The following is a 20,732-nucleotide window of genomic DNA, read 5'->3' as shown; positions in this document are numbered from 1 at the left end:
TTTCAAGGGATTGTCGCGCGAAGTTACTTCGCCGGTTCGGTCTTGTTCAGAACCTGAGCGATGGTTGACTTGACCACACGAACCTTGACGTTCTCGGCGATCTCGACCTCGATCTCGTTATCGCCTTCCTTGACCTTCGACACCTTGCCAATCAGACCACCCTGAGTGACCACCTGATCGCCCCGGCGCACGGCCTCGACCATAGCCTGATGTTCCTTCATCTTTTTCTGCTGCGGACGGATCAGCAGGAAATACATGATCGCGAAGATCAGGATCAGCGGGAGAAACTGGGCGATTGCGCCACCTTCCATGGGATATTCCTTTTGGTTTGGGCTTGCGGAAGGGCTCCGCAAATTTGGCGAGAACCTATTCTTTGAAATGCCTGTTTGCAAGGACAGGTGGCGCAAGAAGTTATTCTTTGGAAAACCCGTTTTAACGCGCAACGCAACAATTTGTCCGAGAATTCTCTCACCAACATAGTTCCCTCTAGGAACATCGCCCTTCTCGGATATAGTTGAGCAACGGGAGGGCGAATGACTCAACTAATACAAACCGTTGGCATGCTTACACGTATGCTGATCGCGACCTTGGTGATCGTTCTTTCACCTGTTGTTACTTCGGCTCAGGAAACTCCATCCGTCGACACAACTGATGAAGAACAGTCCGAAACGTTCAAAGCGCCGGTTATTGTCGACGGCGACTCATTGTTTTTCTTAAGGGGTTCCAGCGCCCTGCCTGCTTCTGAACGCGCTGAAACGGTTCAGGAAGCGATCATCGAGGTGGCGGAGTCTTCTGACAGTCTGGACGTTACCATCACATACGAGGATATTGACCTCGGCACGCGCATTCTGGTCGATGGGGTTTGGGTATCGGTCGTGACAGTCGCCGACGCCGAACTTGAACAGATCGAGCTGGATGTTCTCAGCTTTCTTCATGGTCAGGCCATTGAAGAAGCGATCATTGCTTACCGGTCCAACCGAACCGAACAGGCGCGGGTCTCAGGCGCCATCGAGGCAGCGGCATGGACACTTGGCTTTGTCGCGTTCGTCGTCGTCATCCTATGGCTGCACCGAAGAATCAGACGGCGCACTCTAAAATTCGTCAAACGCCACTTGAGGGATGTAGAAACCGCCACCGCCAAAAGCGTACAGGCCGAGGCGATTGCCGCGCTGGTTCGGTATGGCCTGAACTTTGCCCTGTTGGTGATCTTCTTTCTGGGCTTCTATTACTACCTGTCCTTCGTCCTTCTGGCATTCGCAGAAACCCGCTATTTCGCACACCTTCTGCTGACCTACCTGACGGAACCAGTCCTGCTGATTTTCAAGGGCATCCTCAGCTATATCCCTAATCTCATCATGCTGGTCCTGATCGCGTGGGTCACCATGTACATCATCAGGGGCATGCGGGTGTTTTTTGATGCGGTCGAGGCGGGCTCGTTCGATATGGGCGACTTCGAAAAACACTGGGTCAATCCAACGTTCAACATCGCGCGCGTGGTTGTCATCCTGATCGCACTGGTCTTTGCAGTGCCCTACATTCCCGGCTCGGATTCTGCAGCGTTTCAGGGACTGACCATTCTGGTTGGCGCCATGCTCTCGCTTGGCGCGAACTCGGTCGTATCGAACATGTTAGCCGGTCTGTTCGTGATCTATCGCCGCTCAACCTCAATCGGGGACCGTATTCAGATCGGGGATCACATTGGTGACGTGGTTCAGATCAAACTGATGGAAACGCACCTGAAATCCATCAAGAACGAACTGATTTCGATTCCGAATGCCCAGCTTATGAACTCGGATGTGGTTAATTTCTCGAAGAAAACGGATGGCAGCGGGCTGCTGCTGCACACCACCGTTGGCATCGGCTATGAGGAACCTCCGGAAAAGGTCGAAGCCATGCTGATCGAGGCCGCTCATCGAACCAAAGGGATCAAGAACAAGCCGGAACCCTTTGTTCTGTGGACCGCCTTGGCGGACTACGCGATCAACTATCAGATCAACGGGTACACCACGCGGGGCAGTATCATCCCGAAAATTCGGTCGGACCTGCATCGCAACATCGTGGCCGTCTTCAATGAGAACGGCGTGCAGATCATGACGCCCTCTTACATGGCCGATCCGCCTGAGCCAAAAATCCCGGTCGAAGAATGGGATGGTCATCTGGCGCATGAAACACACGAGGACGCTGATAAAGCGTAACCGGTGCTACACCCTGCCTTTCAGATGGTGCATAAGCGCTTTCAGTGATTCACGCATTTAAGGATCTGAACCATGCACGACATCCGCGCCATTCGCGAAAACCCAGCCGCCTTCGACGCCGCCCTTGCGCGCCGCGGGGACGCGCCGGTGTCGTCAGATGTGCTGAGGCTGGACGAAAGCCGCCGGGCCAAAATTCTTGCCGCCGAGACGGCGCAAGCCGAACAGAACAAAGCCAGCAAAGAAGTAGGCGCCGCCAAAGCACGCGGCGATGAAGCCGAGTTCGAACGCCTGCGCGCGCTGGTCGCAGAGAAAAAGGCCGAGGTCGCGCGCATGCAGACCGAGGCCAAGGATCTGGACGCTCTGCTGGCAGATCAGTTGATCCGCATCGCCAACTTGCCCGCCGAGGATGTTCCCGCAGGTACAGATGAAAAAGACAATGTCGAGGTCAACCGCTGGGGCACCCCGCGCGAACTGGACTTCGCACCCAAAGAGCATTTCGAGATCGAAGCCGTTCAAAACGGCATGGATTTTGAAACCGCCGCCAAGCTCTCGGGCTCGCGTTTTGTACTGCTATCCGGTGGCGTCGCGCGTATTCACCGCGCGCTGGCGCAGTTCATGCTGGACACGCATATCAACGAGAACGAACTGACCGAGGTCAACGGCCCGGTTCTGGTCCTGTCAGAGATGATGCAGGGCACCGGCCAGTTGCCGAAATTCGGCGAAGACAGCTATCAGACCCGCGAAGGCTGGTGGCTGATCCCGACATCCGAGGTTTCGCTGACCAATATCGTCAACGACACGATGATCGAAGAAAGCTATCTGCCCCGCCGTTACACTGCGCATTCGCTCTGCTTCCGCTCCGAGGCTGGCAGCGCGGGCAAAGACACTCGCGGGATGCTGCGCCAGCACCAGTTCGAAAAGGTCGAGATGGTATCTGTCACGCATCCGGACAAATCGGACGACGAACAGAAGCGTATGTTGCGCTGTGCCGAAGGCATTCTGGAAAAGCTGGGTATCCCCTATCGCACTGTGATCCTATGCACCGGCGATATGGGCTTTGGCGCACGCCGGACTTACGACATTGAGGCGTGGTTGCCCGGTCAGGACACCTATCGCGAGATCAGCTCGGTTTCGACCTGTGGCGACTTCCAGGCGCGTCGCATGAACGCGCGGTTCCGGCCCGAAGTTGGCGGAAAGCCGGAATACGTTCACACTCTGAACGGGTCGGGTCTGGCCGTCGGGCGTTGCCTGATTGCCGTGCTGGAAAATGGCCAGAACGCCGACGGCACCGTCACACTGCCCGAGGTGCTCGCTCCCTATCTGGGCGGCAAGCTGAACCTGCGTTTGGACGGCACGCTGGCCTAAAAAAAAACCGGCGCCGCAAACGGCACCGGTTCGACAATCCAAAAGGCGGAGAAGGCTTACTTCTTCGCCTTTTTCTTATCCTTTTTCTTATCCTTCTTCTTGTCCTTGCTTTTGTCTTTCTTCTTGTCGTCCTTCTTGGACTTTTTGTCCTTTTTGGACTTGGCTTTCACCTTGTCCTTGGCCTTCGAGAACACGGCCTCCATCTCTTGCAACTTTTTGGCTGCCTTTTCAGCTTTAGCTTTTGCCTTGGCCTTCTTGCGGGCTTTCGCTTCGGCGGCCTCGGCAGCAGCTTTCTCTGCGGCGGCCTTACGTGCAGCTTCTTCTGCAGCTTTGCGCGCGGCCTCTTCTGCGCGTTTTTCAGCGGCTGCGGCTGCGACAGTTTTGCGCGGCGCAGCACGGCGCGTGGCCGGTTTGCGCGCTGGAGAGCGGGTAGTTGTTTTCGCAGCGGCTTGCTTTGCCGTCGCGGGTTTTCTGGCGGTAGTTTTGGCAGCCGCAGGTTTTCTGGCTGCAGTTTTGGCAGCAGCTGGTTTGGTCGCTGCTGGCTTTCTGGCCGGAGTTTTGGCGGCAGCTGGTTTGGCAGCGATCGCTTCTTTCGCAGCAGCAATCAGAAGCGGGGCCCGCGCCGTCCCAATTCGGGGCACTTTAGTAAGGTCAGCGGGGCTGGCCTTGGCTATGGCTTCGGCGGTCGTGAAACCATTGGCGCTGAGCGCTTGCGCCATCGCCTCACCCACACCCTTAACTGCTGTCACTGCGGTCATTCTTTGTCCTTTCTTTCTCCCTGTGTGCAACCCTATATACACTGTATATACACATCAGCAAGCCAATGAACGGCCGAAGCCGCCTCAAGCTGTTAACTGCTGTGCGCCAGCGTACCGGTTGTGTCCTTTTTCGGAAATGGCACAAGGCGTTTGGCATCCTCGTCCCACAGTTTCAGGTTCAGTGCCGCAACGGCCTCGGGGAATTTGATCCGGCGCGGCGTGTATTCGGGCGGCAGGTTATAATGACACGCCCGCAACCGATAAGACGGAATGCGAGCGTTGAAATGATGAATGTCGTGCAGAGTAATGCAGGCCACCGCGTTGTCGAACCACCATCCGAAATCCAATGCTGACGAACCCTGCAACGCCGCCAATTGCGGATCCAGGTCGGGGCGGCGGTCCCAATAGGTGTCCTCGAAGTTGTGTTGTAGATAAACTAGGAACACGCCCAGCATCCCGCCCAACAGAGAGAACACCAGCCAGACCAGAATGCCCGTCGTACCGGCGATCAGGTAAAGCAGGCCCAGGAACACTACAATGGACAGGTTGTGCAGCACCACACCTTTGACGCCGAACCGAACCGTGTTTTTTGGCCAGCGATAGCGGATAAAATAAGTAAACAAAGCACCAACCGGAACCAGGATGAACGGGTTGCGGTAAAGCCGATAGAACAAACGGGTTTTCCAATCTGAGGCGTTCCACTCCCGCAGGGTCATCGTGTGGATCTCACCGGTTTCACGGTGTTCCAAGTTCCCGATGCCCGCATGGTGCAGGTTGTGGTTTTGCTTCATCACCTCAAACGGGGCGAAGGTGAACGGTGAGAGACCATGCCCGGCCCATTCATTCTGCTCGCGCGTTTCAAACAGAGAGTGGTGGCCGCAGTCGTGTTGCAGCACGTAAAGGCGCACGGCGGAAAAGGCGAAAACGATCCCCGCAGGGATCATTATATACCAGCGGTCAACGTAGATAATCGCCAGTGTCAGCGATGCGAAATAAACGGCAAACGTTCCAAAATAGCTCAGCGCAGCAAGGCGATTGTCCTGAACCGCAAATTGCCGCGTGTATTCCCGCAAATTCATTCAGCCTGTCCCCACGATTGGCCAAGTTAATATCACATCGAAACTATCTGTATCTTCCTCGTATTCAAGCAGCGCATACAAAAAACGCATGCGCACAGGCGAATGCTAGCCTGCGGCAACCGGGCTGTCACGCCCTTCTGCTAAAAATGCTGAAAATTGGCGCGGTTACGCGCGACCTTTGAGATGCTTGGCCAACGCGCCCGCGTTTTTCTTACGCCGCCCCTTATAGGGGTTCTTGTCGCCCTGCCCTCGCAATGTCAGGCGGATTGGCGTTCCTGGCATGTCGAAATCTTCGCGCAATCCGTTAACCAGATAGCGCGTATAGCTGTCCGGCATCTTGTCGGGATGCGAGCACATGACCACAAACCCCGGCGGACGGGTCTTGGCCTGTGTCATATAACGCAGCTTGATCCGACGGCCCTGCGGGGCTGGCGGCGGGTGCTGTTCCAGCATCGCGGTCAGCCAGCGGTTCAACGCCGCAGTGGGGACGCGGCGGTTCCAAACGTCATGGGCTCGCAGGATAGCCGCACGCAGACGCTCCAGCCCACGACCGGTTTTGGCAGACACGGTAATCAGAGGCGCACCACGCAGTTGCGGCAGCAGACGCTCGAACGACTCTTTCAGATCGCGCAGCTTTTCCTGCTTGTCCTCTTCAATGTCCCATTTGTTCACCGCGACGACAACGGCACGGCCTTCGCGTTCGGCCAGATCGGCAATACGCAGGTCCTGCTGCTCGAACGGAATCGCGGCATCCAGCAGAACCACCACGACCTCGGCGAATTTCACCGCGCGCAAACCATCAGAGACTGAAAGCTTTTCCAGCTTTTCCTGCACCTTAGCTTTCTTGCGCATCCCAGCGGTGTCGAAAATCCGCATCGGCGTGCTGTCGCCACCCGGATCAGCCCAGTCGATCCGCAGGCTGATGGCATCACGAGTGATTCCGGCCTCAGGGCCGGTCAGCAAGCGATCTTCACCAATGATCTTATTGATCAGAGTGGATTTTCCGGCATTTGGACGCCCAACGACAGCCACCTGCAACGGCTTGGCTGCAGTAATCAGAGGGGTTTCGCCCTCGCCATCCTCATCCAGTTCGATATCGGTTTCAGGTGCGTTTTCCTCGGCCTTTTCCTCCGCAGCGTCCGCCAGAGGCATCAGCTGCGTATAGAGGTCGGTCATCCCCTCGCCGTGCTCGCCCGACAGACGTACGGGTTCGCCAAGACCCAGGTTATAGGCCTCAAGCACACCGGCATCCGCTGCGTTGCCTTCGGCTTTGTTGGCCGCGAGGATCACGTGTTTCGACCGTTTCCGCAGAATCTCGGCGAACATCTCATCGGTCGGGGTCAGGCCAACACGCGCGTCGATCATGAAAAGGCAAACGTCAGCCATGTCCACCGCGCGCTCGGTCAGACGGCGCATCCGGCCCTGCAGGCTGTCATCGGTGGCATCCTCAAGACCTGCCGTGTCGATCACGGTAAAACGCAGATCGCCCAGACGCCCTTCGCCTTCGCGCAGGTCACGCGTTACGCCGGGCTGGTCGTCGACCAGAGCCAGACGTTTGCCCACAAGGCGGTTGAACAGTGTGGATTTGCCCACATTCGGGCGCCCCACGATGGCGAGGGTCAGCGACATGATACTCAACTTTCAAGACTCAGACGCGCCCTTTAACGCATCTTGTCGTCAACGGAAAGCGTGTAGATCACCTTTGGACGATACGACGTACAGCGTCTGCCCCGCCACGACGGGGGCCGTTGTGGCACCTCCGGGCACCTCGATCCTGTTTAGCAACGTACCGTCCACGGGGTTGAAGAGCCGCAGGTAACCGTCATTCGATGCAACGACAATACGCCCGCCAGCTAGGATCGGACCGTAATGGGCAACGATCGGGCCGCGGCGTCTTGGCTTGTCCTTGACGAAACCCGGCAGGTCTTGCGCCCAGACAATCGATCCATCGGCACGGTCCAACCGGACCAGTTGACTGCGGTCGCTGATCAGAAACAGGCTGTTGCCCGCAGGCCAGACTGTATCAACCGCACCTTCGTTCGCAGTCCAGATCCGCTCACCCGAACCAGAGTCAAACGCCACAGTTCGCCCCGAGTGGTTGCCGATATAAATCGCGTCGCCAACAACCATGGGTCCGCCGGTCACGTCTACGATTTGCGCTGCAGCACGCCCACGGCGTCCACCCGCGACCGACGCGTTCCAGCGCCTGATTCCGCCCTTGCGGAAAGTCGCGGCAATGTCACCCGAACCAAAGGCGAAAACCGAAAAATCAGACGCGATAACCGGAGCCGGAGCGCCAAGTACGTTCCCCACACTGGGAGTACCCTGAATTTGCCAGGCGATACGGCCATCCTTGGTGTTCACGGCCCAACCGGTTTCATCACCCGCGACCAGATACAGAATGCCGTCATTGACCAGAGGCGCGCCGCTACCAGTGGCGTTCAGGCGTTTTTGCCATTTGATCCCACCTGACTTGGCATCCAGCGCCGTTAGACGGCCAAAGCCCGACGAAACATAGAGAACACCATTGGCATAGGCCAACCCTCCCCCAGTCGCGTCCGAGTCACCGTCACTGGGCGGGATAAGGTTCGTACTCCAAGCCAGCTGCCCCTGCGGCGTAACCGCGGAAACGGTTGCACCGGCATCAAGCGTAAAGATCAGACCACCAGCCACAACGGGTTCGGCGGTAATGCGCCGCTTCCGCGAATCTCCGTCACCGATAGAGGTGGACCAGATGCGCTGTGGCGTTGTACGCAGCGCGGCATTGGTGGTGCGATAGGCTGGCGTCCCGGCGCTCTGAGACCAGTTGGCGTTCGCCTTCTGTGCTGGCAAGCTAATGGGTTTCGAGCCACGGGTTTCAATGGCTTCGTTGTTGGCGGTCGGACGGATATCCTCGCGGGGACCAGGCAGGATAACTTCGGGCTCTTCACAGGCGGCAAGCGCTGTCAGCGATAGCGCCGCAACCGACAATCCTACGCGGGAGAAAAGACTTGTCACCATACTACTCCGAACTCGCCTGTCATTTTATCCGCCGCCGGGTCAGCCCTGCCGGGCCACCAGCGGTTCTGGTTCGCCGCCAAGCGCGACAATCAATTGTGCAGCGCGCTGCTGAAGATCCACACCAATCTCTGCGTCCTGACGCATCGCTTGAAGCCGCTCGATCGCTGCGTCGGTGTTGCCCTCGGAAATGTCGATCAGAGCCAGCTGTTCTTCGGCCAACAACCGCAGGGGTGCGCCCGGTGCAGCCAGTGCTTCGAATTGCTGACGGCGGTCGGCGACCGGCAGGGTGTCGCTTTGCAGCAGCAGCGCCTTGAAGGCGGCAATGGCGCGATAAATCTCCGGCAGCTCGCCCTGCACTGCAACGGCGTTCAGGCTGTTCACGGCGTCATCCCGGGATCCGGCCTCAATCTGCGACGAGGACAGCAGCATGTTCAGAACGGCATCGCCACCGGGCGTGGCCGCGTCGATGCTTGCCAAGCTGGCCGCGCGTTCAGCCGAGTCATTTTGTGTCAGCGCGCTCAGAATCTCATCGCCCAGTTTTTCCGCAGCGCTGGTGGTACGAGCCTTGCGGATCTCATTGAAGGCGGCACCGCCTACGATCAGGATCACGGCCAGAACGCCTACCCACCCCCAACGGCGCAGCAGCAGGAACAGACGGTCGCGGCGGACCTCTTCGGTCACCTCATCAATGAAACTGTCGGTGTCGCTCATCCCTGCTCCCCGGGCTGTAACCTGTTGTATGGCGCCATGTCATACCCCGCCGTCTTTGCCAAGCCAAGGGCCGGATTTCGCGCATTTTCACCGCGACACGCTGTCCTTGCGTAAAAAAGTGATCCGAACTATCCAGTTTAGTGTAGAAATGATATGTGTCTGACCCCATTTTCAGACATACACGCCGAAGGACAATCGGCGAGGAATTCTAGGAGAGTCTCTTTATGCGTTTGATTTCATTCGCGAATGCGCTTTTGGTGATTGCTGCACTGTTCTTTCTGGTCTTTGAACGGGACGCGCTATTTGCTTTCGCCGGGCGCGGCGACTCTGAAGAGGACTCGGCGGCAAATACGGAAACCACAGATGGCTCGACGTCAGATCAGAAAGCCATCGGCGTGGTTGCCCTTAGGTCAACCGCAAGGGAAATCGACAGTGCCGTGTTGTTGCGCGGGCAAACCAAGGCCAATCGTCAGGTCGAGGTTTTGGCCGAGACCACCTCGACCGTGGTTTCGGAACCCAAGCGCAAGGGCACATTTGTCGAAGCAGGCGACCTGCTGTGCGAACTGGACCCCGGCACCCGCCCCGCCAGCCTGGCCGAGGCCGAAGCTGCGCGACTTGAAGCAGAAAGCCGTATCCCCGAGGCCGAAGCCCGCCTGGAAGAAGCTCATGCATTGGTTGCCGAGGCGCAGATCAACCTGACGGCCGCGCAGAAACTGTCGGAAACCGGGTTCGGATCGGAAACGCGCCGGATTTCCAGCGAGGCCGCAATGCGCTCGGCTGAAGCCGGTGTGAAAACCGCCGAAGCGGGTCTGGAAGCCACCCGCGCGGGGATTGAGGCTTCCATTGCCGAAGTGAAGGCCGCCCAGCGCGAGATTGATCGCCAGACAATTGAAGCGCCGTTCAAAGGGCTTCTGGAAAGCGATACCGCGGAACTAGGCAGCCTGATGCAGCCCGGCTCGCTATGTGCCACTGTCATTCAACTGGATCCGATCAAGCTGGTCGGTTTCGTTCCAGAGGTCGATGTGAACAAAGTCATTGTTGGCTCAGAAGCTTCAGCGCGGCTTGTTACAGGCCTTGAGGTCGCCGGCCGCGTCACGTTCCTGAGCCGATCAGCTGATGAGACGACACGTACCTTTGAAGTCGAGATCACTGTTCCGAACCAAGATCTGACCATTCGCGACGGTCAAACCGCCGATATTCGCATCGCAGCAGAGGGCGCAAAGGCACACCTGTTGCCGCAATCAGCCCTGACGCTAAACAACGAAGGTCAGGTTGGCGTCCGCACTGTTGGCGCTGGTAACATCGTCGGTTTCATGCCGATCCGATTGTTGCGCGACACAGCCGAAGGCGTCTGGATCGACGGGCTACCGGAAACTGCGGATGTCATCGTTGTGGGGCAGGAATATGTGACTCAGGGCGTCATGGTCAAGCCCACATATCGGGAAGCTGCGCAATGACGGGATTGGTAGGATGGGCCGCCGACAGGGCCCGAATGGTGTTGGCCTTCATCGCGATCTCGCTAATTGCCGGTGGGTTTGCTTATGTCGGCCTGCCAAAAGAAGGTGAGCCAGATATTGAAATCCCGGCTCTCTTCGTTTCGGTTCAATTCCCGGGCATTTCCGCCGAAGACTCCGAGAATCTGCTGATCAAGCCGATGGAAACCGAACTGGCGGATCTGGACGGCCTAAAGGAAATGACCGCCACTGCCGCCGAAGGCTATGCTGGCATCGCGCTAGAGTTTGAGTTCGGCTGGGACAAGACCGCGATCATGGCGGATGTGCGCGACGCAATGAACACCGCTCAGGCCGATTTCCCTGAAGGGGCCGAGCAGTATTCTCTGTACGAAATCAATTTTTCTGAATTCCCTATTGTCATTGTCAACCTGACCGGTGCCGTGCCCGAACGAACAATGGCCCGCATCGCCAAGGATTTGCAGGACGATCTGGAAGCGCTGGATTCAGTACTTGAGGCTGGGATCGCCGGTAACCGCGACGAATTGCTTGAGGTCATCATCGATCCTCTGCGGCTTGAGGCCTACAATGTATCGGCCGATGAATTGATCAACGTTGTACAAAACAATAACCAGTTGATCGCAGCCGGTGAGATTGAAACCGCACAGGGTGCATTCTCGGTCAAAATCCCGTCTTCATTCAAAACCGCCGAGGATGTCTACAGCCTGCCGGTTAAGGTTAACGGCGACCGCGTCGTGACCATGGGTGAGCTGGCGCAGATCAACTATACTTTCGAAGATCGCGAAGGAACCGCCCGGTTCGACAACGAATCCACAGTGGCCTTGCAGGTGGTCAAACGCAAAGGCTTCAACCTGATCGACACGGTGGCGCAGGTGAAGGAAACCCTCGCCGCCGCTCAGGAAAAATGGCCTGCCGAGCTGCGGGCGGCCGTCGATGTCGGTACTTCAAACGACCAGAGCCGCATTGTCGATTCGATGGTGCGCCAGCTTGAGGGGTCGGTCCTGACCGCCATTGCGCTGGTGATGATCGTGGTTCTGGCGGCGCTGGGGACGCGTGCGGCGCTGCTGGTGGGCTTTGCCATCCCGACCTCATTCCTTCTAAGCTTTGCGTTTCTGGCGATCATGGGGGTCAGCATCTCGAACATGGTGATGTTCGGGTTGATTCTGGCAGTGGGGATGCTGGTTGATGGTGCAATCGTCGTGGTGGAATACGCCGACAAGCGCATCAAAGAGGGCATCGGTCCGATGCACGCCTATGTCGAGGCAGCGCAGCGGATGTTCTGGCCCATCGTCTCGTCCACCGCGACAACGTTGTGCGCCTTCCTCCCGATGCTGTTCTGGCCCGGTGTGCCGGGCGAGTTCATGAAGATGCTGCCGATCACGCTTATCTTCGTACTGTCTTCGTCACTGATCGTGGCCCTGGTCTACCTGCCCGTCGTGGGTGGCGTTTCGGGTCGCCTCAGCCGAACCTTCGATCACACCTCAAACTGGTTGCGGAGCGTGGCCCCGTGGTGGGTGCGTGCCGTGCTGGTACCGCCGTCACTGTACATGATCTTTCTGGGCGCGATGCAGCTGATCAACCCGACATATCTGACTTCGGGTGGGGGCTTTTGGTCGGTCGCCCTGGGGGCTGCGCTGTTCGTTTTCGGCGGCTTTGCCGGATCGGTGACCCTGAGCGCAGCCAAGATCGAACGCCACCGCGAAGAACGTGTCCATACCGCGCGCGAGCACACTCCATTCGGCTACGTGGTCAAGTTCCTGGTTGGCAATCCGATTATGCCTGTCGTTTCGATCGCTGTCGTTGCCCTGTGTGTCATGAGTGTCATGACATATTTCATGAACAACAACCGTGGCGTCGAATTCTTCGTCGAAACCGAACCGGAGCAGGCCACGGCCTATGTCCGGGCACGGGGCAACCTGTCGCTACAGGAAAAAGACGCGATGGTTCTGGCCGCCGAAGAGGTGATCAGCGCGCATCCAGCTGTTACCAACGTGTTTGCCTTTGCTGGTGAAGGAGGGCTGAACCAAAACAACGGAGGCGCCGAGGCGCCAGCCGACACTGTGGGTCGGGTGCAATTCGAAATTACCCCTTGGGAAGATCGACCGAACGTTTCTGAGCCCATTTTCTTTGGCCTGTTTGAACGGCAGATCATCGATCCCGAGTATGATGGTGACTTCGTTCTGGATGAATTGAACGCAGAACTTGCCAAGCTCCCCGGTTTCATCGTGGAAATCTTGCCATTGGAACAGGGGCCGGCTTCGGCCAAGCCTGTACATTTGCGTATCAAGGGTGACGGCTGGGAAGAATTGACCCTCGCCGCCGAATCCGCGCGGGCTGTGTTCGACGAGACGCCGGGTCTGATCAAGATCGAAGACACCATGCCCCTGCCCGGCATCGACTGGCAGATCGACGTGGATGTCGCCAAAGCAGGCCGCTTTGGGGCTGACGTTGCGACCGTGGGTGCTATGGTCCAATTGGTCACGCGCGGTATTCTTTTGGGTGAGATGCGACCGGACAACACCGATGAAGAGGTCGAAATCCGCGTCCGTCTGCCCGAGGAAGACAGGGTGCTGTCAACGCTGGACTCGTTGAAAGTGCGTACCCCCGACGGCCTCGTACCTTTGTCCAACTTCGTCACTCGCCAGCCGGTGGCCAAACTGGCCGAGATCAACCGTATCGACCAACAGCGGTATTACGACGTGAAGGCGGATGTCGAACCGAGCCTGTCCAAGGTCGTTGTCGATGGTACAGACGGAACTGAACAACGTCTAGCCGTTGTGCGCGCTCTAGAAGAAGACGCCGAACCCAGCGGGGCAACTGTCACCAGCCCGGACGGCAGGGCTTACGAATTGTTCCAACTGACCGGGTCTGACAGCATCGATGACCTGCGCACTGCTATCGACAGCGGCGACGCGCGGTTTGCGTTGGTCAATCCAAATGAGCGAATTGCAGTGCTAACCGAATGGTTGGATACCGGGCCGTTTTCGAACGCAATCAGCTGGGAATGGACCGGTGATCAGGAAGATCAGGAGGAATCTGGGGCCTTCCTGATGAACGCGTTCATGGGCGCACTGGGGCTGATGTTTGTGATCCTGCTGGCGCAGTTCAACTCGCTGTATAACTCGGTGCTGGTTCTCCTGGCGGTCGTGCTGTCGACCACCGGGGTTTTGATCGGAATGATCGTCATGCAGCAGCCCTTCTCGATCATCATGACCGGGACGGGCATCGTGGCGCTGGCGGGAATTGTGGTGAACAACAACATCGTTCTGATCGACACCTACCAGGAATACAGCCGCTACATGCCCCGGATCGAAGCGATCGTTCGCACCGCCGAAGCGCGTATTCGCCCGGTTCTGCTGACCACCCTGACGACAATGGCCGGTCTGACACCGATGATGTTTGGGCTTTCGCTGGACTTCATCAATGGCGGCTACTCGATCAACAGCCCGACAGCTCTGTGGTGGAAGCAACTGGCCACGGCTGTTGTGTTCGGGCTGGGTATTGCGACGGTCCTGACACTGATCGTGACACCTTCGCTCCTGGCTCTGCGTGTGTGGGTCTCAACCTACGCAGTGTGGCTGGGCAAGGTTCTGGCGCGCGCCACTGCAGGCCGTTCCAGCCAGATTGCGCAGGACATGGCAATCGGAAAGGCGGCACGTCAGGCGCAGGCGACCGAGGTTGTCTGGGACGACGAAACGGAAGCTGCATCCACGGATACGAAAGAGCCGAAACATCCGCCGGGGGCACCGCTGAAAGCCGCTGAATAAAGAATGGCGAGCCCGAAGGCTCGCCATTTTCAGCTTAAAGCCGACTTAGTCGGTGAAAACGTACTCGCCCAGATCGCATAGATCCAAGCCAAATTCTTCGGCAGAGGATCCATCAGAAAATCCGCCACGAATATCATAAACACAGGTGTCCAAACCGTCAGCAATCAAAACATCCGCCTCATATCCCGGTGCAATATAATCACCGCCGAGCAAGTTCGATTCCCAATTGTCCGACGCGCTTGGGGAGACATTAAATTCGACCAGATCTACGCTGCTTTCATTGGCCAGCAGAAATACAAGATCCTCGGCAGATGCGGTCGACGCGAAAAGCGACGCCAGAACGAGCGGCGCAGCAAAAAATTTCTTCATTTGGTGTTTCCCTGATGTGTTTTCCAACACGAAACGGTTGGTGCCACTTGTGATAGCCGGAAGATGCCGTTGGGCAAACGAAAATCGTCCACGATCAGGCTGGTCACTGACGGAATTCACAATCCGGCAACCGCTTCCTTACTTTTACTTGGACAAACGGGCCCAGGTCTGGTGCCCGCATATCGCGTGGTCACAGCCACGTACGGACAGGCTATCGCCGCTCAGCGTCATCTGTGGCGCGACGTCCACATTGACCATGGGTATCCAAAAATCCCCGCCGCCGTATTTGCCACCCCCTTCACTGGCCACATCCCAGAACAGCTTTTTGCCGATATTCGGGGTCTGCACCTCTTTTCCTGACGCATCATAGGCCGACTGAATCTCGCCGCAGAACTTGTCTCCGCAGGCCGAAATCTTGATATGAGAGATCAGATTTTTCCGGTCTGGTTCGGTTTTCCAGACGCCGATGATGGGGTCAGCGGCCGCAAAGGCTGGCGTCAACACGGCGAGCGCGGCTGCAATAGTTGCAAGTCGAACGAGTTTTCGCATCACGCCACCTCCTCCTATACCCTGCTATCATAGCACATTCCCGCGCAACGTATGTCAGGCGGCCTGCGCGTCCGATTGTTGGCGGCTCCACAACTGCGCATAGCGGCCTTCGCGTTGCAGAAGCTCGTCATGGGTGCCCTGCTCAAGGATTTCTCCCTGTTCCAGCACGACGATGCGGTCGGCCTCGGCAATGGTGCTGAGCCGGTGCGCGATGGTCAGCACGGTGCGCCCTTCCCCGGCCCGGGCCAGCGCGTCCTTGATGTCCTGCTCGGTATCGGTATCCAGCGCCGAGGTCGCCTCGTCCAGCAACAGGATCGGCGGGTTCTTGAGCAGCGTGCGGGCGATTCCGACCCGCTGCTTTTCACCGCCGGACAGTTTCAGCCCCCGCTCACCTACCTTGGTGTCATAGCCTTCGGGCAACGTAACGATGAAGTCGTGAATCTGGGCGGCTTTGGCGGCGGCCTCGACATCCTCCTGCGAGGCGCCGTCGCGGCCATAGGCGATGTTATAGCGGATGGTGTCGTTGAACAGCACCGTGTCCTGCGGCACCACTCCGATGGCTGAATGCAGGCTGGTCTGCGACACGTCGCGCACGTCCTGCCCGTCGATTTTCAGCGCGCCACCGGTCACGTCATAGAACCGGAACAACAGCCGCCCGATGGTGGATTTGCCCGAACCCGTCGCCCCGACAATCGCCACGGTCTGACCCGCCGGCACGGTCAGCGACACGCCTTTCAGGATTTCCCGATCCGCGTCATAGCCGAAATGGACATTCTCCAGCGTGACCTCTCCGCCATTGACGACAAGGTCCGGCGCATCGGGTTTGTCGGTGACCTCGGCGGGTTGCTCCAGCAGATCGAACATCTGCCCCATATCGACCAGTGACTGGCGGATTTCCCGGTACACCGTACCCAGAAAGTTCAGCGGCACGGTGATCTGGATCATGTAAGCGTTGACCATGACGAAATCGCCCACCGTCAGCGAACCGTTCTGAACCCCAAGGGCGGCCAGAACCATCACACCGATCAGCCCGCAAGTGATCAGAAAAGACTGACCGAAATTCAGAAAGGCCAGCGAGTATGCCGTTTTCAACGCCGCCCCGGCATAGGCCTTCATCGACACGTCATAGCGTTCAGCTTCACGCTGTTCGGCATTGAAATATTTGACGGTTTCAAAATTCAGCAGACTGTCGATGGCACGCTGATTGGCCTCGGTGTCCTGATCGTTCATCTCGCGCCGCAGCTTCACGCGCCATTCGGTGACGGCGAAGGTGAACCAAATATAGAACCCGATGGTCACCGCCACGACGACCAGATACCAGACATCGAACAACCACATCAGGATGATCGCGACCAGCAGCAGTTCCAGGATCAGCGGGCCGATCGAGAACAGCAGAAACCGCAGCAGAAACTCAACCCCTTTCACGCCGCGCTCGATGATCCGGCTGAGGCCCCCGGTGCGGCGGGTTACGTGGTAGCGCATCGAGAGTTGGTGGATGTGCTGAAACGTCTCAAGCGCCAACGCCCGCAAGGCGCGCTGCCCGACCGGTGCAAAGGCCGCATCCCGCAACTGCTGAAACCCCACGGTCATCATCCGCGCCACGCCATAGGCAACGGTCAGCCCCACGGCCCCCAGTGCCAGCGGTGGCACACCCTCATTAGCCAGAGCGTCAACCGCGCCCTTGTACAGGATCGGCGTATAGACAGCGATCAGTTTGGCCAGCACCAACATCCCAAGTGCCAGAACCACGCGGCGTTTGACCCAGGGCTCATCCTCGGGCCAGAGATACGGCGCAACCTTTCGGATCGTGCGCCAGCCAGACTGGCGTTCGTCGGTTTTGGGCATGTCGTCGGAATGCATCGGGGCTGTTCGTCTCATCACGTACCTGATCTGCGGTCAGAGATAGCCCCTGCCCCGGAAAGGGCCAGAGGCAAAAGGTTTATTCGGGGATCGTAAAAATCTGACCCGGATAAATCAGGTCTGGATCGCGGATCGAATCCTTGTTGGCTTCGAACAGCCGTACATAGAGAACACCATCACCGAACCTTTCGCGCGAAATAGCCCAAAGCGTGTCGCCCTCCTGCACGGTCACCGAGCGGATCGGCGGCGTGCCAGCATCTGGTTCTGGTTCCTCCGAAGCTTCGACGGCGCGCAAAACCTCAATCGGTTCGCGTTTAAAGGGCGTTTCAAGTCGGCTGGCGACGGTCCCGTCTGCCCCAACCTCATCCACACGCAGGGTGTAGACGCCGGGTTCAACCCCATCCAGCTCGCTTCGCCATTTGCCGTCATCCCCTGGGGTCAAGTCATCCACCAGCCGGTTGTCCAGATACAAACGAACCACCGACCCGTCTGGCACCCTACCAGTCAATTCGACCTCACCCGTATCGGAATAGCCGATCGTGTCCAGCGCCACCTGTTCCGGCTCCTGCTGTTGCACTGTTGGTGCCTGGACCAGTTCAACCCCGTCTTCGCCTGATCGAAGGACGGCAACCCCTTGGGACTGCGTCTCCTCCCCCTCATCCTCAGGAGCTACTTGTGCTGTCTGCTCCTCCTCAGGCTCTGCCTCGGGCGTAGATGCATCGGTAGCCTCAGGCGTTTTGCCCTTCTCGGGATCGGCCTCGGCGACTTCCGTTTCTTCTGGGACTGCCTCAGCCGTTTGAGTGGGCGGCACATCTTCTTCCACGGGCTCCGGTTCGGGTAGTGGCGCAATGACATAGTCGTCCGAACGCACCGGCTGATCGCTCTGTGTTTCCAGCGTCAGGCCCTGCGCGGTGTCGGAAAACGGGATCAACACAAACTCGGCAAACTGCCCGCTGGGATCGACCGTAAAGCTATGGACTGGCTCACCGTCCAGCAACACGTTTAACTCGGTGCCGGGTTCGGCCGTACCGGACAATACCGCATTGCCGTCCGGCTCGACAAAAATCTGGTCCAGAGAGGGTGAGACCTGTGAAGCGGCCTCTTCCGTGATTTCTTCCTTAGCTACGGATGTCTCAGCCTCGGGTTCCTGTTCAACAGGTTCACCCAGAGTGCTTTCTTCCGTGGTTAGAACTGCAACCTCTTCTTGCGGCGCCAACTCTTCGGGCGCGTCGTCACGCATACCGGACAGCAAGAGCCCGCCCGCTCCGATCACAACCACGATACCGGCGATCGCCCCCCAAACGACACCACCAGAGCTTCCGATTCCCGACTCGGCGTTCATTTTTTTCCTTTCACTCCGCAGTGCAAGTGCCTTGACTAAAACACCTTCTGACTGACGGTTGAGCCAATCTACCAATACCGCTATCAGGGGTCAAAACCCCTGGCACAACCCCGGAGAGCGTTCTTGATGACTCAGAAATCTGTTTGTGTGTATTGCGGGTCACGTAACGGCGCAAATTCCGCCTATTCCGAAGCCGCCAAAACCTTCGGCACCCTGCTGGCGCAGGAAGGCTGGCGGCTGGTTTACGGGGCCGGAGACGTTGGCCTGATGGGTGAGGTCGCCCGCGCGGCACAAGCGGCCGGAGGCGACACGTTCGGCGTGATTCCGGTTCACCTGCTGCGGCGTGAGGTTGGCAAGACCGATCTAACCCGTTTCGTGATCACTGAAACGATGCACGAGCGGAAAAAGGTCATGATCATGAATGCGGATGCTGTCGTGGTTCTACCCGGCGGTCCCGGGTCGTTGGACGAGCTGTTCGAGGCCCTGACATGGCGTCAGTTGGGCCTGCACGAAAAGCCCATTCTGGTGATGAATGTAGATGGTTACTGGGATGCGCTTCACGATCTGTTGCAACAAGTCATCGGACAGGAATTTGCTGACGGGTCGCTGGCGGATTTCATCACTTGGGTCAATGACCCGGCAGAGGCAATGTCCACCCTGCGCGGTTTCCTGACCTGACAAGCGGAAGGGCGGCCCAAGACCGCCCGTCCAAAGCTACACCGCCTGCGCCGCAGGGTTCAGACGACTGGTCAACAGCTTTTCAACCTTGTGAATAGGATGGTTGGTCAGGGTCTTGTCGACCTCGGCCACCACCTTGGCCAGAACTTCGCTGTGCAGGCGTCGGCGCAGCAAACCCAGCACGTGCGGGCTGGCGACCAGAACCAGACGGTTGAACGCGCCCTTCAATCCCTTGCGGTTCAGCAGGTTGGCAACGTCTCGCACAAACAGGGACTTCGCATGGGTTTTCCAGTTCGGCTCCTCAACCGCCGATTTCTGGTTCGGTCCGCCATCGAAACGCCGCCCTGCCCGGTCAGACGGGCCAGCGAACGCGTCCTGTTCCTCAACCGAGACAACGACCAGATTGGGGTCTTCGGCATCGGTGATGTTCTCGACAAACAACGCCTTTTCCCCATCGGCAATGACAACCCAAGTTCCCTGCTCAAGTGCGACCATATTGCTCTCTCCTGTAATGGCCGGAACGGCCATCCCTCTACTATCAGGCAATACTCCACCCTGACGCGGCCAGAGTATTCCGGTGCGTTGCCTGATTTGTTTCAAATGGTTAGCGGTTCTCTCCCTCCGCCTCACCTTAGGTAAGCATTTCGGGGCGGGGTGCAATCCCGTCTCAGTATGAAACTTTCTTCATCGGCGGCTTTTCTCCTGTCAGGCAGACAGCTCGATAACCGTGATTTCTGGTGTTACGCCAAAGCGCACCGGCAGGATCGAACACCCGATCCCACCTGAGACAACCAGATCACGCCCACCTTCGCGCACATGCCCATAAGCGTAGCGATTGCCAAACCGTGACGGCACAATCGGAGACCAGCCGAACAGCCGCACTTGACCGCCATGCGTATGTCCGGACAGGGTCAGCGCTACGCGCTCTGGGACCTTGGGAAAAATGTCGGGCTCATGTGCCATCATCACTACCGGCGCGTCATCAGTGATCTGAGACAGCGTTCCCGGTAAATCGTCCAACCCGCCGAACCGCCCACCCCCTTGGACAATGGCCAATTGATCCTCCAGACCGGCCAACCAAATGCCGGGGCCGTCCAATTTTATAGCCTCGTTCGAAAGCACAGGGATGCCGTTCTGTCGCAAAGCATCAGCATAGAGGTTCGGACCCCCTCCCCGCTTCTGCGCTGACAAATCGTCCCACCAGTCGTGGTTACCCAATACCGCATAGACGCCGTATTCGGCTTGCAAGTTCGCCAACACTGGCGCAAGTTTGGTGATTTCAACGGGCTGCGAAACCATCTTGTGCCCAGCGGCAAAGTCCCCCAACAACAAGATCAAGTCTGGAGACAGAGCATTTGTGCGCTGCACCACCCGCCGAATGCGCCCCAGCCCGACATGAGGCTCACCGACATGCATGTCGGCCAAAACCGCGATCCGTAGCGGCTTTGCTGTCCAATCAGCGCGCCTGATCCGCCACTTCCGCACGCGCAATCGCAGGGCCGGTTCGATAAAAAATCCCCACGCGGCAACAAAAAGGCCTGCCAGCGTGGTCGCCAGCAGGCCCTTGATAAACCCTCGTCGAGTCAA

17 protein-coding genes are annotated in these 20,732 nt (G+C 58.0%); 5 read left to right on the top strand and 12 right to left on the bottom strand.

The features are described from left to right. Nucleotides 1-23: 23 nt before the first annotated feature. Complete coding sequence (yajC, locus tag ACR0ER_RS04785; RefSeq protein WP_170329253.1) at nucleotides 24-311, bottom strand: preprotein translocase subunit YajC; 288 nt, start codon at nucleotides 309-311, stop codon at nucleotides 24-26. A 222-nt stretch (nucleotides 312-533) separates the two neighbouring features. On the opposite strand from yajC, the gene ACR0ER_RS04780 reads away from it, so the two are divergent. Both ACR0ER_RS04780 and serS read left to right on the top strand, forming a co-directional pair. After that, nucleotides 534-2,195, top strand: coding sequence for a mechanosensitive ion channel family protein (locus ACR0ER_RS04780; protein ID WP_480767947.1), 1,662 nt, complete (start codon nucleotides 534-536; stop codon nucleotides 2,193-2,195). Between the two features lie 72 nt (nucleotides 2,196-2,267). Next, nucleotides 2,268-3,560: a serine--tRNA ligase gene (gene serS / locus ACR0ER_RS04775; RefSeq protein WP_480767946.1), complete on the top strand. Its 1,293-nt coding sequence runs from the start codon at nucleotides 2,268-2,270 to the stop codon at nucleotides 3,558-3,560. A gap of 56 nt (nucleotides 3,561-3,616) precedes the next feature. Here serS and ACR0ER_RS04770 read toward each other — a convergent pair whose 3' ends face one another. The 5 genes from ACR0ER_RS04770 to ACR0ER_RS04750 all read right to left on the bottom strand — a co-directional run bounded on the left by ACR0ER_RS04770 (nucleotide 3,617) and on the right by ACR0ER_RS04750 (nucleotide 9,108). After that, a complete protein-coding gene (locus ACR0ER_RS04770) occupies nucleotides 3,617-4,318 on the bottom strand; it encodes a helix-hairpin-helix domain-containing protein (RefSeq protein WP_480767945.1) in 702 nt (233 codons plus the stop codon). Between the two features lie 92 nt (nucleotides 4,319-4,410). After that, a complete protein-coding gene (locus ACR0ER_RS04765; protein WP_480767944.1) occupies nucleotides 4,411-5,397 on the bottom strand; it encodes a fatty acid desaturase in 987 nt (328 codons plus the stop codon). A 165-nt stretch (nucleotides 5,398-5,562) separates the two neighbouring features. After that, entirely contained in the window at nucleotides 5,563-7,026 is a 1,464-nt protein-coding gene (gene der, locus ACR0ER_RS04760; RefSeq protein WP_480767943.1) for a ribosome biogenesis GTPase Der, read from the bottom strand. A 48-nt stretch (nucleotides 7,027-7,074) separates the two neighbouring features. Further along, complete coding sequence (locus ACR0ER_RS04755) at nucleotides 7,075-8,397, bottom strand: outer membrane protein assembly factor BamB family protein (protein ID WP_480767942.1); 1,323 nt, start codon at nucleotides 8,395-8,397, stop codon at nucleotides 7,075-7,077. A gap of 39 nt (nucleotides 8,398-8,436) precedes the next feature. Beyond that, a complete protein-coding gene (locus tag ACR0ER_RS04750; RefSeq protein WP_480767941.1) occupies nucleotides 8,437-9,108 on the bottom strand; it encodes a hypothetical protein in 672 nt (223 codons plus the stop codon). Between the two features lie 224 nt (nucleotides 9,109-9,332). Here ACR0ER_RS04750 and ACR0ER_RS04745 point away from each other — a divergent pair, with 224 nt between their 5' ends. Further along, on the top strand, nucleotides 9,333-10,565 hold the full coding sequence (locus ACR0ER_RS04745; RefSeq protein ID WP_480767940.1) for an efflux RND transporter periplasmic adaptor subunit: 1,233 nt from the start codon (nucleotides 9,333-9,335) through the stop codon (nucleotides 10,563-10,565). Further along, a complete protein-coding gene (locus ACR0ER_RS04740; RefSeq protein WP_480767939.1) occupies nucleotides 10,562-14,347 on the top strand; it encodes an efflux RND transporter permease subunit in 3,786 nt (1,261 codons plus the stop codon). The genes ACR0ER_RS04745 and ACR0ER_RS04740 overlap by 4 nt, the downstream gene beginning before the upstream one ends. Nucleotides 14,348-14,392: 45 nt before the next feature. Here the strand turns inward: ACR0ER_RS04740 and ACR0ER_RS04735 are convergent, their stop codons facing one another. The 4 genes from ACR0ER_RS04735 to ACR0ER_RS04720 form a co-directional block, all read right to left on the bottom strand. Continuing rightward, complete coding sequence (locus ACR0ER_RS04735) at nucleotides 14,393-14,716, bottom strand: hypothetical protein (RefSeq protein WP_480767938.1); 324 nt, start codon at nucleotides 14,714-14,716, stop codon at nucleotides 14,393-14,395. A gap of 144 nt (nucleotides 14,717-14,860) precedes the next feature. Then, on the bottom strand, nucleotides 14,861-15,265 hold the full coding sequence (locus tag ACR0ER_RS04730) for a DUF2147 domain-containing protein (RefSeq protein WP_480767937.1): 405 nt from the start codon (nucleotides 15,263-15,265) through the stop codon (nucleotides 14,861-14,863). Between the two features lie 54 nt (nucleotides 15,266-15,319). Further along, the gene (locus ACR0ER_RS04725) at nucleotides 15,320-17,125 is read right to left on the bottom strand and encodes an ABCB family ABC transporter ATP-binding protein/permease (protein ID WP_480768021.1); all 1,806 of its coding nucleotides are present in this window, start codon (nucleotides 17,123-17,125) and stop codon (nucleotides 15,320-15,322) included. 79 nt (nucleotides 17,126-17,204) lie between these two features. Then, a complete protein-coding gene (locus tag ACR0ER_RS04720) occupies nucleotides 17,205-18,467 on the bottom strand; it encodes a LysM peptidoglycan-binding domain-containing protein (RefSeq protein ID WP_480767936.1) in 1,263 nt (420 codons plus the stop codon). Nucleotides 18,468-18,593: 126 nt separating this feature from the next. On the opposite strand from ACR0ER_RS04720, the gene ACR0ER_RS04715 reads away from it, so the two are divergent. Then, nucleotides 18,594-19,145, top strand: a complete 552-nt coding sequence (locus ACR0ER_RS04715) for an LOG family protein (protein ID WP_480767935.1) — start codon at nucleotides 18,594-18,596, stop codon at nucleotides 19,143-19,145. 36 nt (nucleotides 19,146-19,181) lie between these two features. On the opposite strand, the gene ACR0ER_RS04710 is transcribed toward ACR0ER_RS04715, so the two are convergent. Beyond that, nucleotides 19,182-19,640, bottom strand: coding sequence for a host attachment family protein (locus tag ACR0ER_RS04710; RefSeq protein WP_480767934.1), 459 nt, complete (start codon nucleotides 19,638-19,640; stop codon nucleotides 19,182-19,184). A 210-nt stretch (nucleotides 19,641-19,850) separates the two neighbouring features. Further along, nucleotides 19,851-20,732: a metallophosphoesterase gene (locus ACR0ER_RS04705; protein WP_480767933.1), complete on the bottom strand. Its 882-nt coding sequence runs from the start codon at nucleotides 20,730-20,732 to the stop codon at nucleotides 19,851-19,853.

This window comes from Ruegeria sp. CH8, from assembly GCF_056536985.1.
This window is presented reverse-complemented; position numbering and strand designations above follow the sequence as displayed.

Excerpts from the sequence above, each read along its gene's own strand:
- yajC (WP_170329253.1), bottom strand. The coding sequence starts at position 311 with ATGGAAGGTGGCGCAATCGCCCAGTTTCTCCCGCTGATCCTGATCTTC.
- ACR0ER_RS04780 (WP_480767947.1), top strand. The coding sequence starts at position 534 with ATGACTCAACTAATACAAACCGTTGGCATGCTTACACGTATGCTGATC.
- serS (WP_480767946.1), top strand. The coding sequence starts at position 2,268 with ATGCACGACATCCGCGCCATTCGCGAAAACCCAGCCGCCTTCGACGCC.
- ACR0ER_RS04770 (WP_480767945.1), bottom strand. The coding sequence starts at position 4,318 with ATGACCGCAGTGACAGCAGTTAAGGGTGTGGGTGAGGCGATGGCGCAA.
- ACR0ER_RS04765 (WP_480767944.1), bottom strand. The coding sequence starts at position 5,397 with ATGAATTTGCGGGAATACACGCGGCAATTTGCGGTTCAGGACAATCGC.
- der (WP_480767943.1), bottom strand. The coding sequence starts at position 7,026 with ATGTCGCTGACCCTCGCCATCGTGGGGCGCCCGAATGTGGGCAAATCC.
- ACR0ER_RS04755 (WP_480767942.1), bottom strand. The coding sequence starts at position 8,397 with ATGGTGACAAGTCTTTTCTCCCGCGTAGGATTGTCGGTTGCGGCGCTA.
- ACR0ER_RS04750 (WP_480767941.1), bottom strand. The coding sequence starts at position 9,108 with ATGAGCGACACCGACAGTTTCATTGATGAGGTGACCGAAGAGGTCCGC.
- ACR0ER_RS04745 (WP_480767940.1), top strand. The coding sequence starts at position 9,333 with ATGCGTTTGATTTCATTCGCGAATGCGCTTTTGGTGATTGCTGCACTG.
- ACR0ER_RS04740 (WP_480767939.1), top strand. The coding sequence starts at position 10,562 with ATGACGGGATTGGTAGGATGGGCCGCCGACAGGGCCCGAATGGTGTTG.
- ACR0ER_RS04735 (WP_480767938.1), bottom strand. The coding sequence starts at position 14,716 with ATGAAGAAATTTTTTGCTGCGCCGCTCGTTCTGGCGTCGCTTTTCGCG.
- ACR0ER_RS04730 (WP_480767937.1), bottom strand. The coding sequence starts at position 15,265 with ATGCGAAAACTCGTTCGACTTGCAACTATTGCAGCCGCGCTCGCCGTG.
- ACR0ER_RS04725 (WP_480768021.1), bottom strand. The coding sequence starts at position 17,125 with ATGCATTCCGACGACATGCCCAAAACCGACGAACGCCAGTCTGGCTGG.
- ACR0ER_RS04720 (WP_480767936.1), bottom strand. The coding sequence starts at position 18,467 with ATGAACGCCGAGTCGGGAATCGGAAGCTCTGGTGGTGTCGTTTGGGGG.
- ACR0ER_RS04715 (WP_480767935.1), top strand. The coding sequence starts at position 18,594 with ATGACTCAGAAATCTGTTTGTGTGTATTGCGGGTCACGTAACGGCGCA.
- ACR0ER_RS04710 (WP_480767934.1), bottom strand. The coding sequence starts at position 19,640 with ATGGTCGCACTTGAGCAGGGAACTTGGGTTGTCATTGCCGATGGGGAA.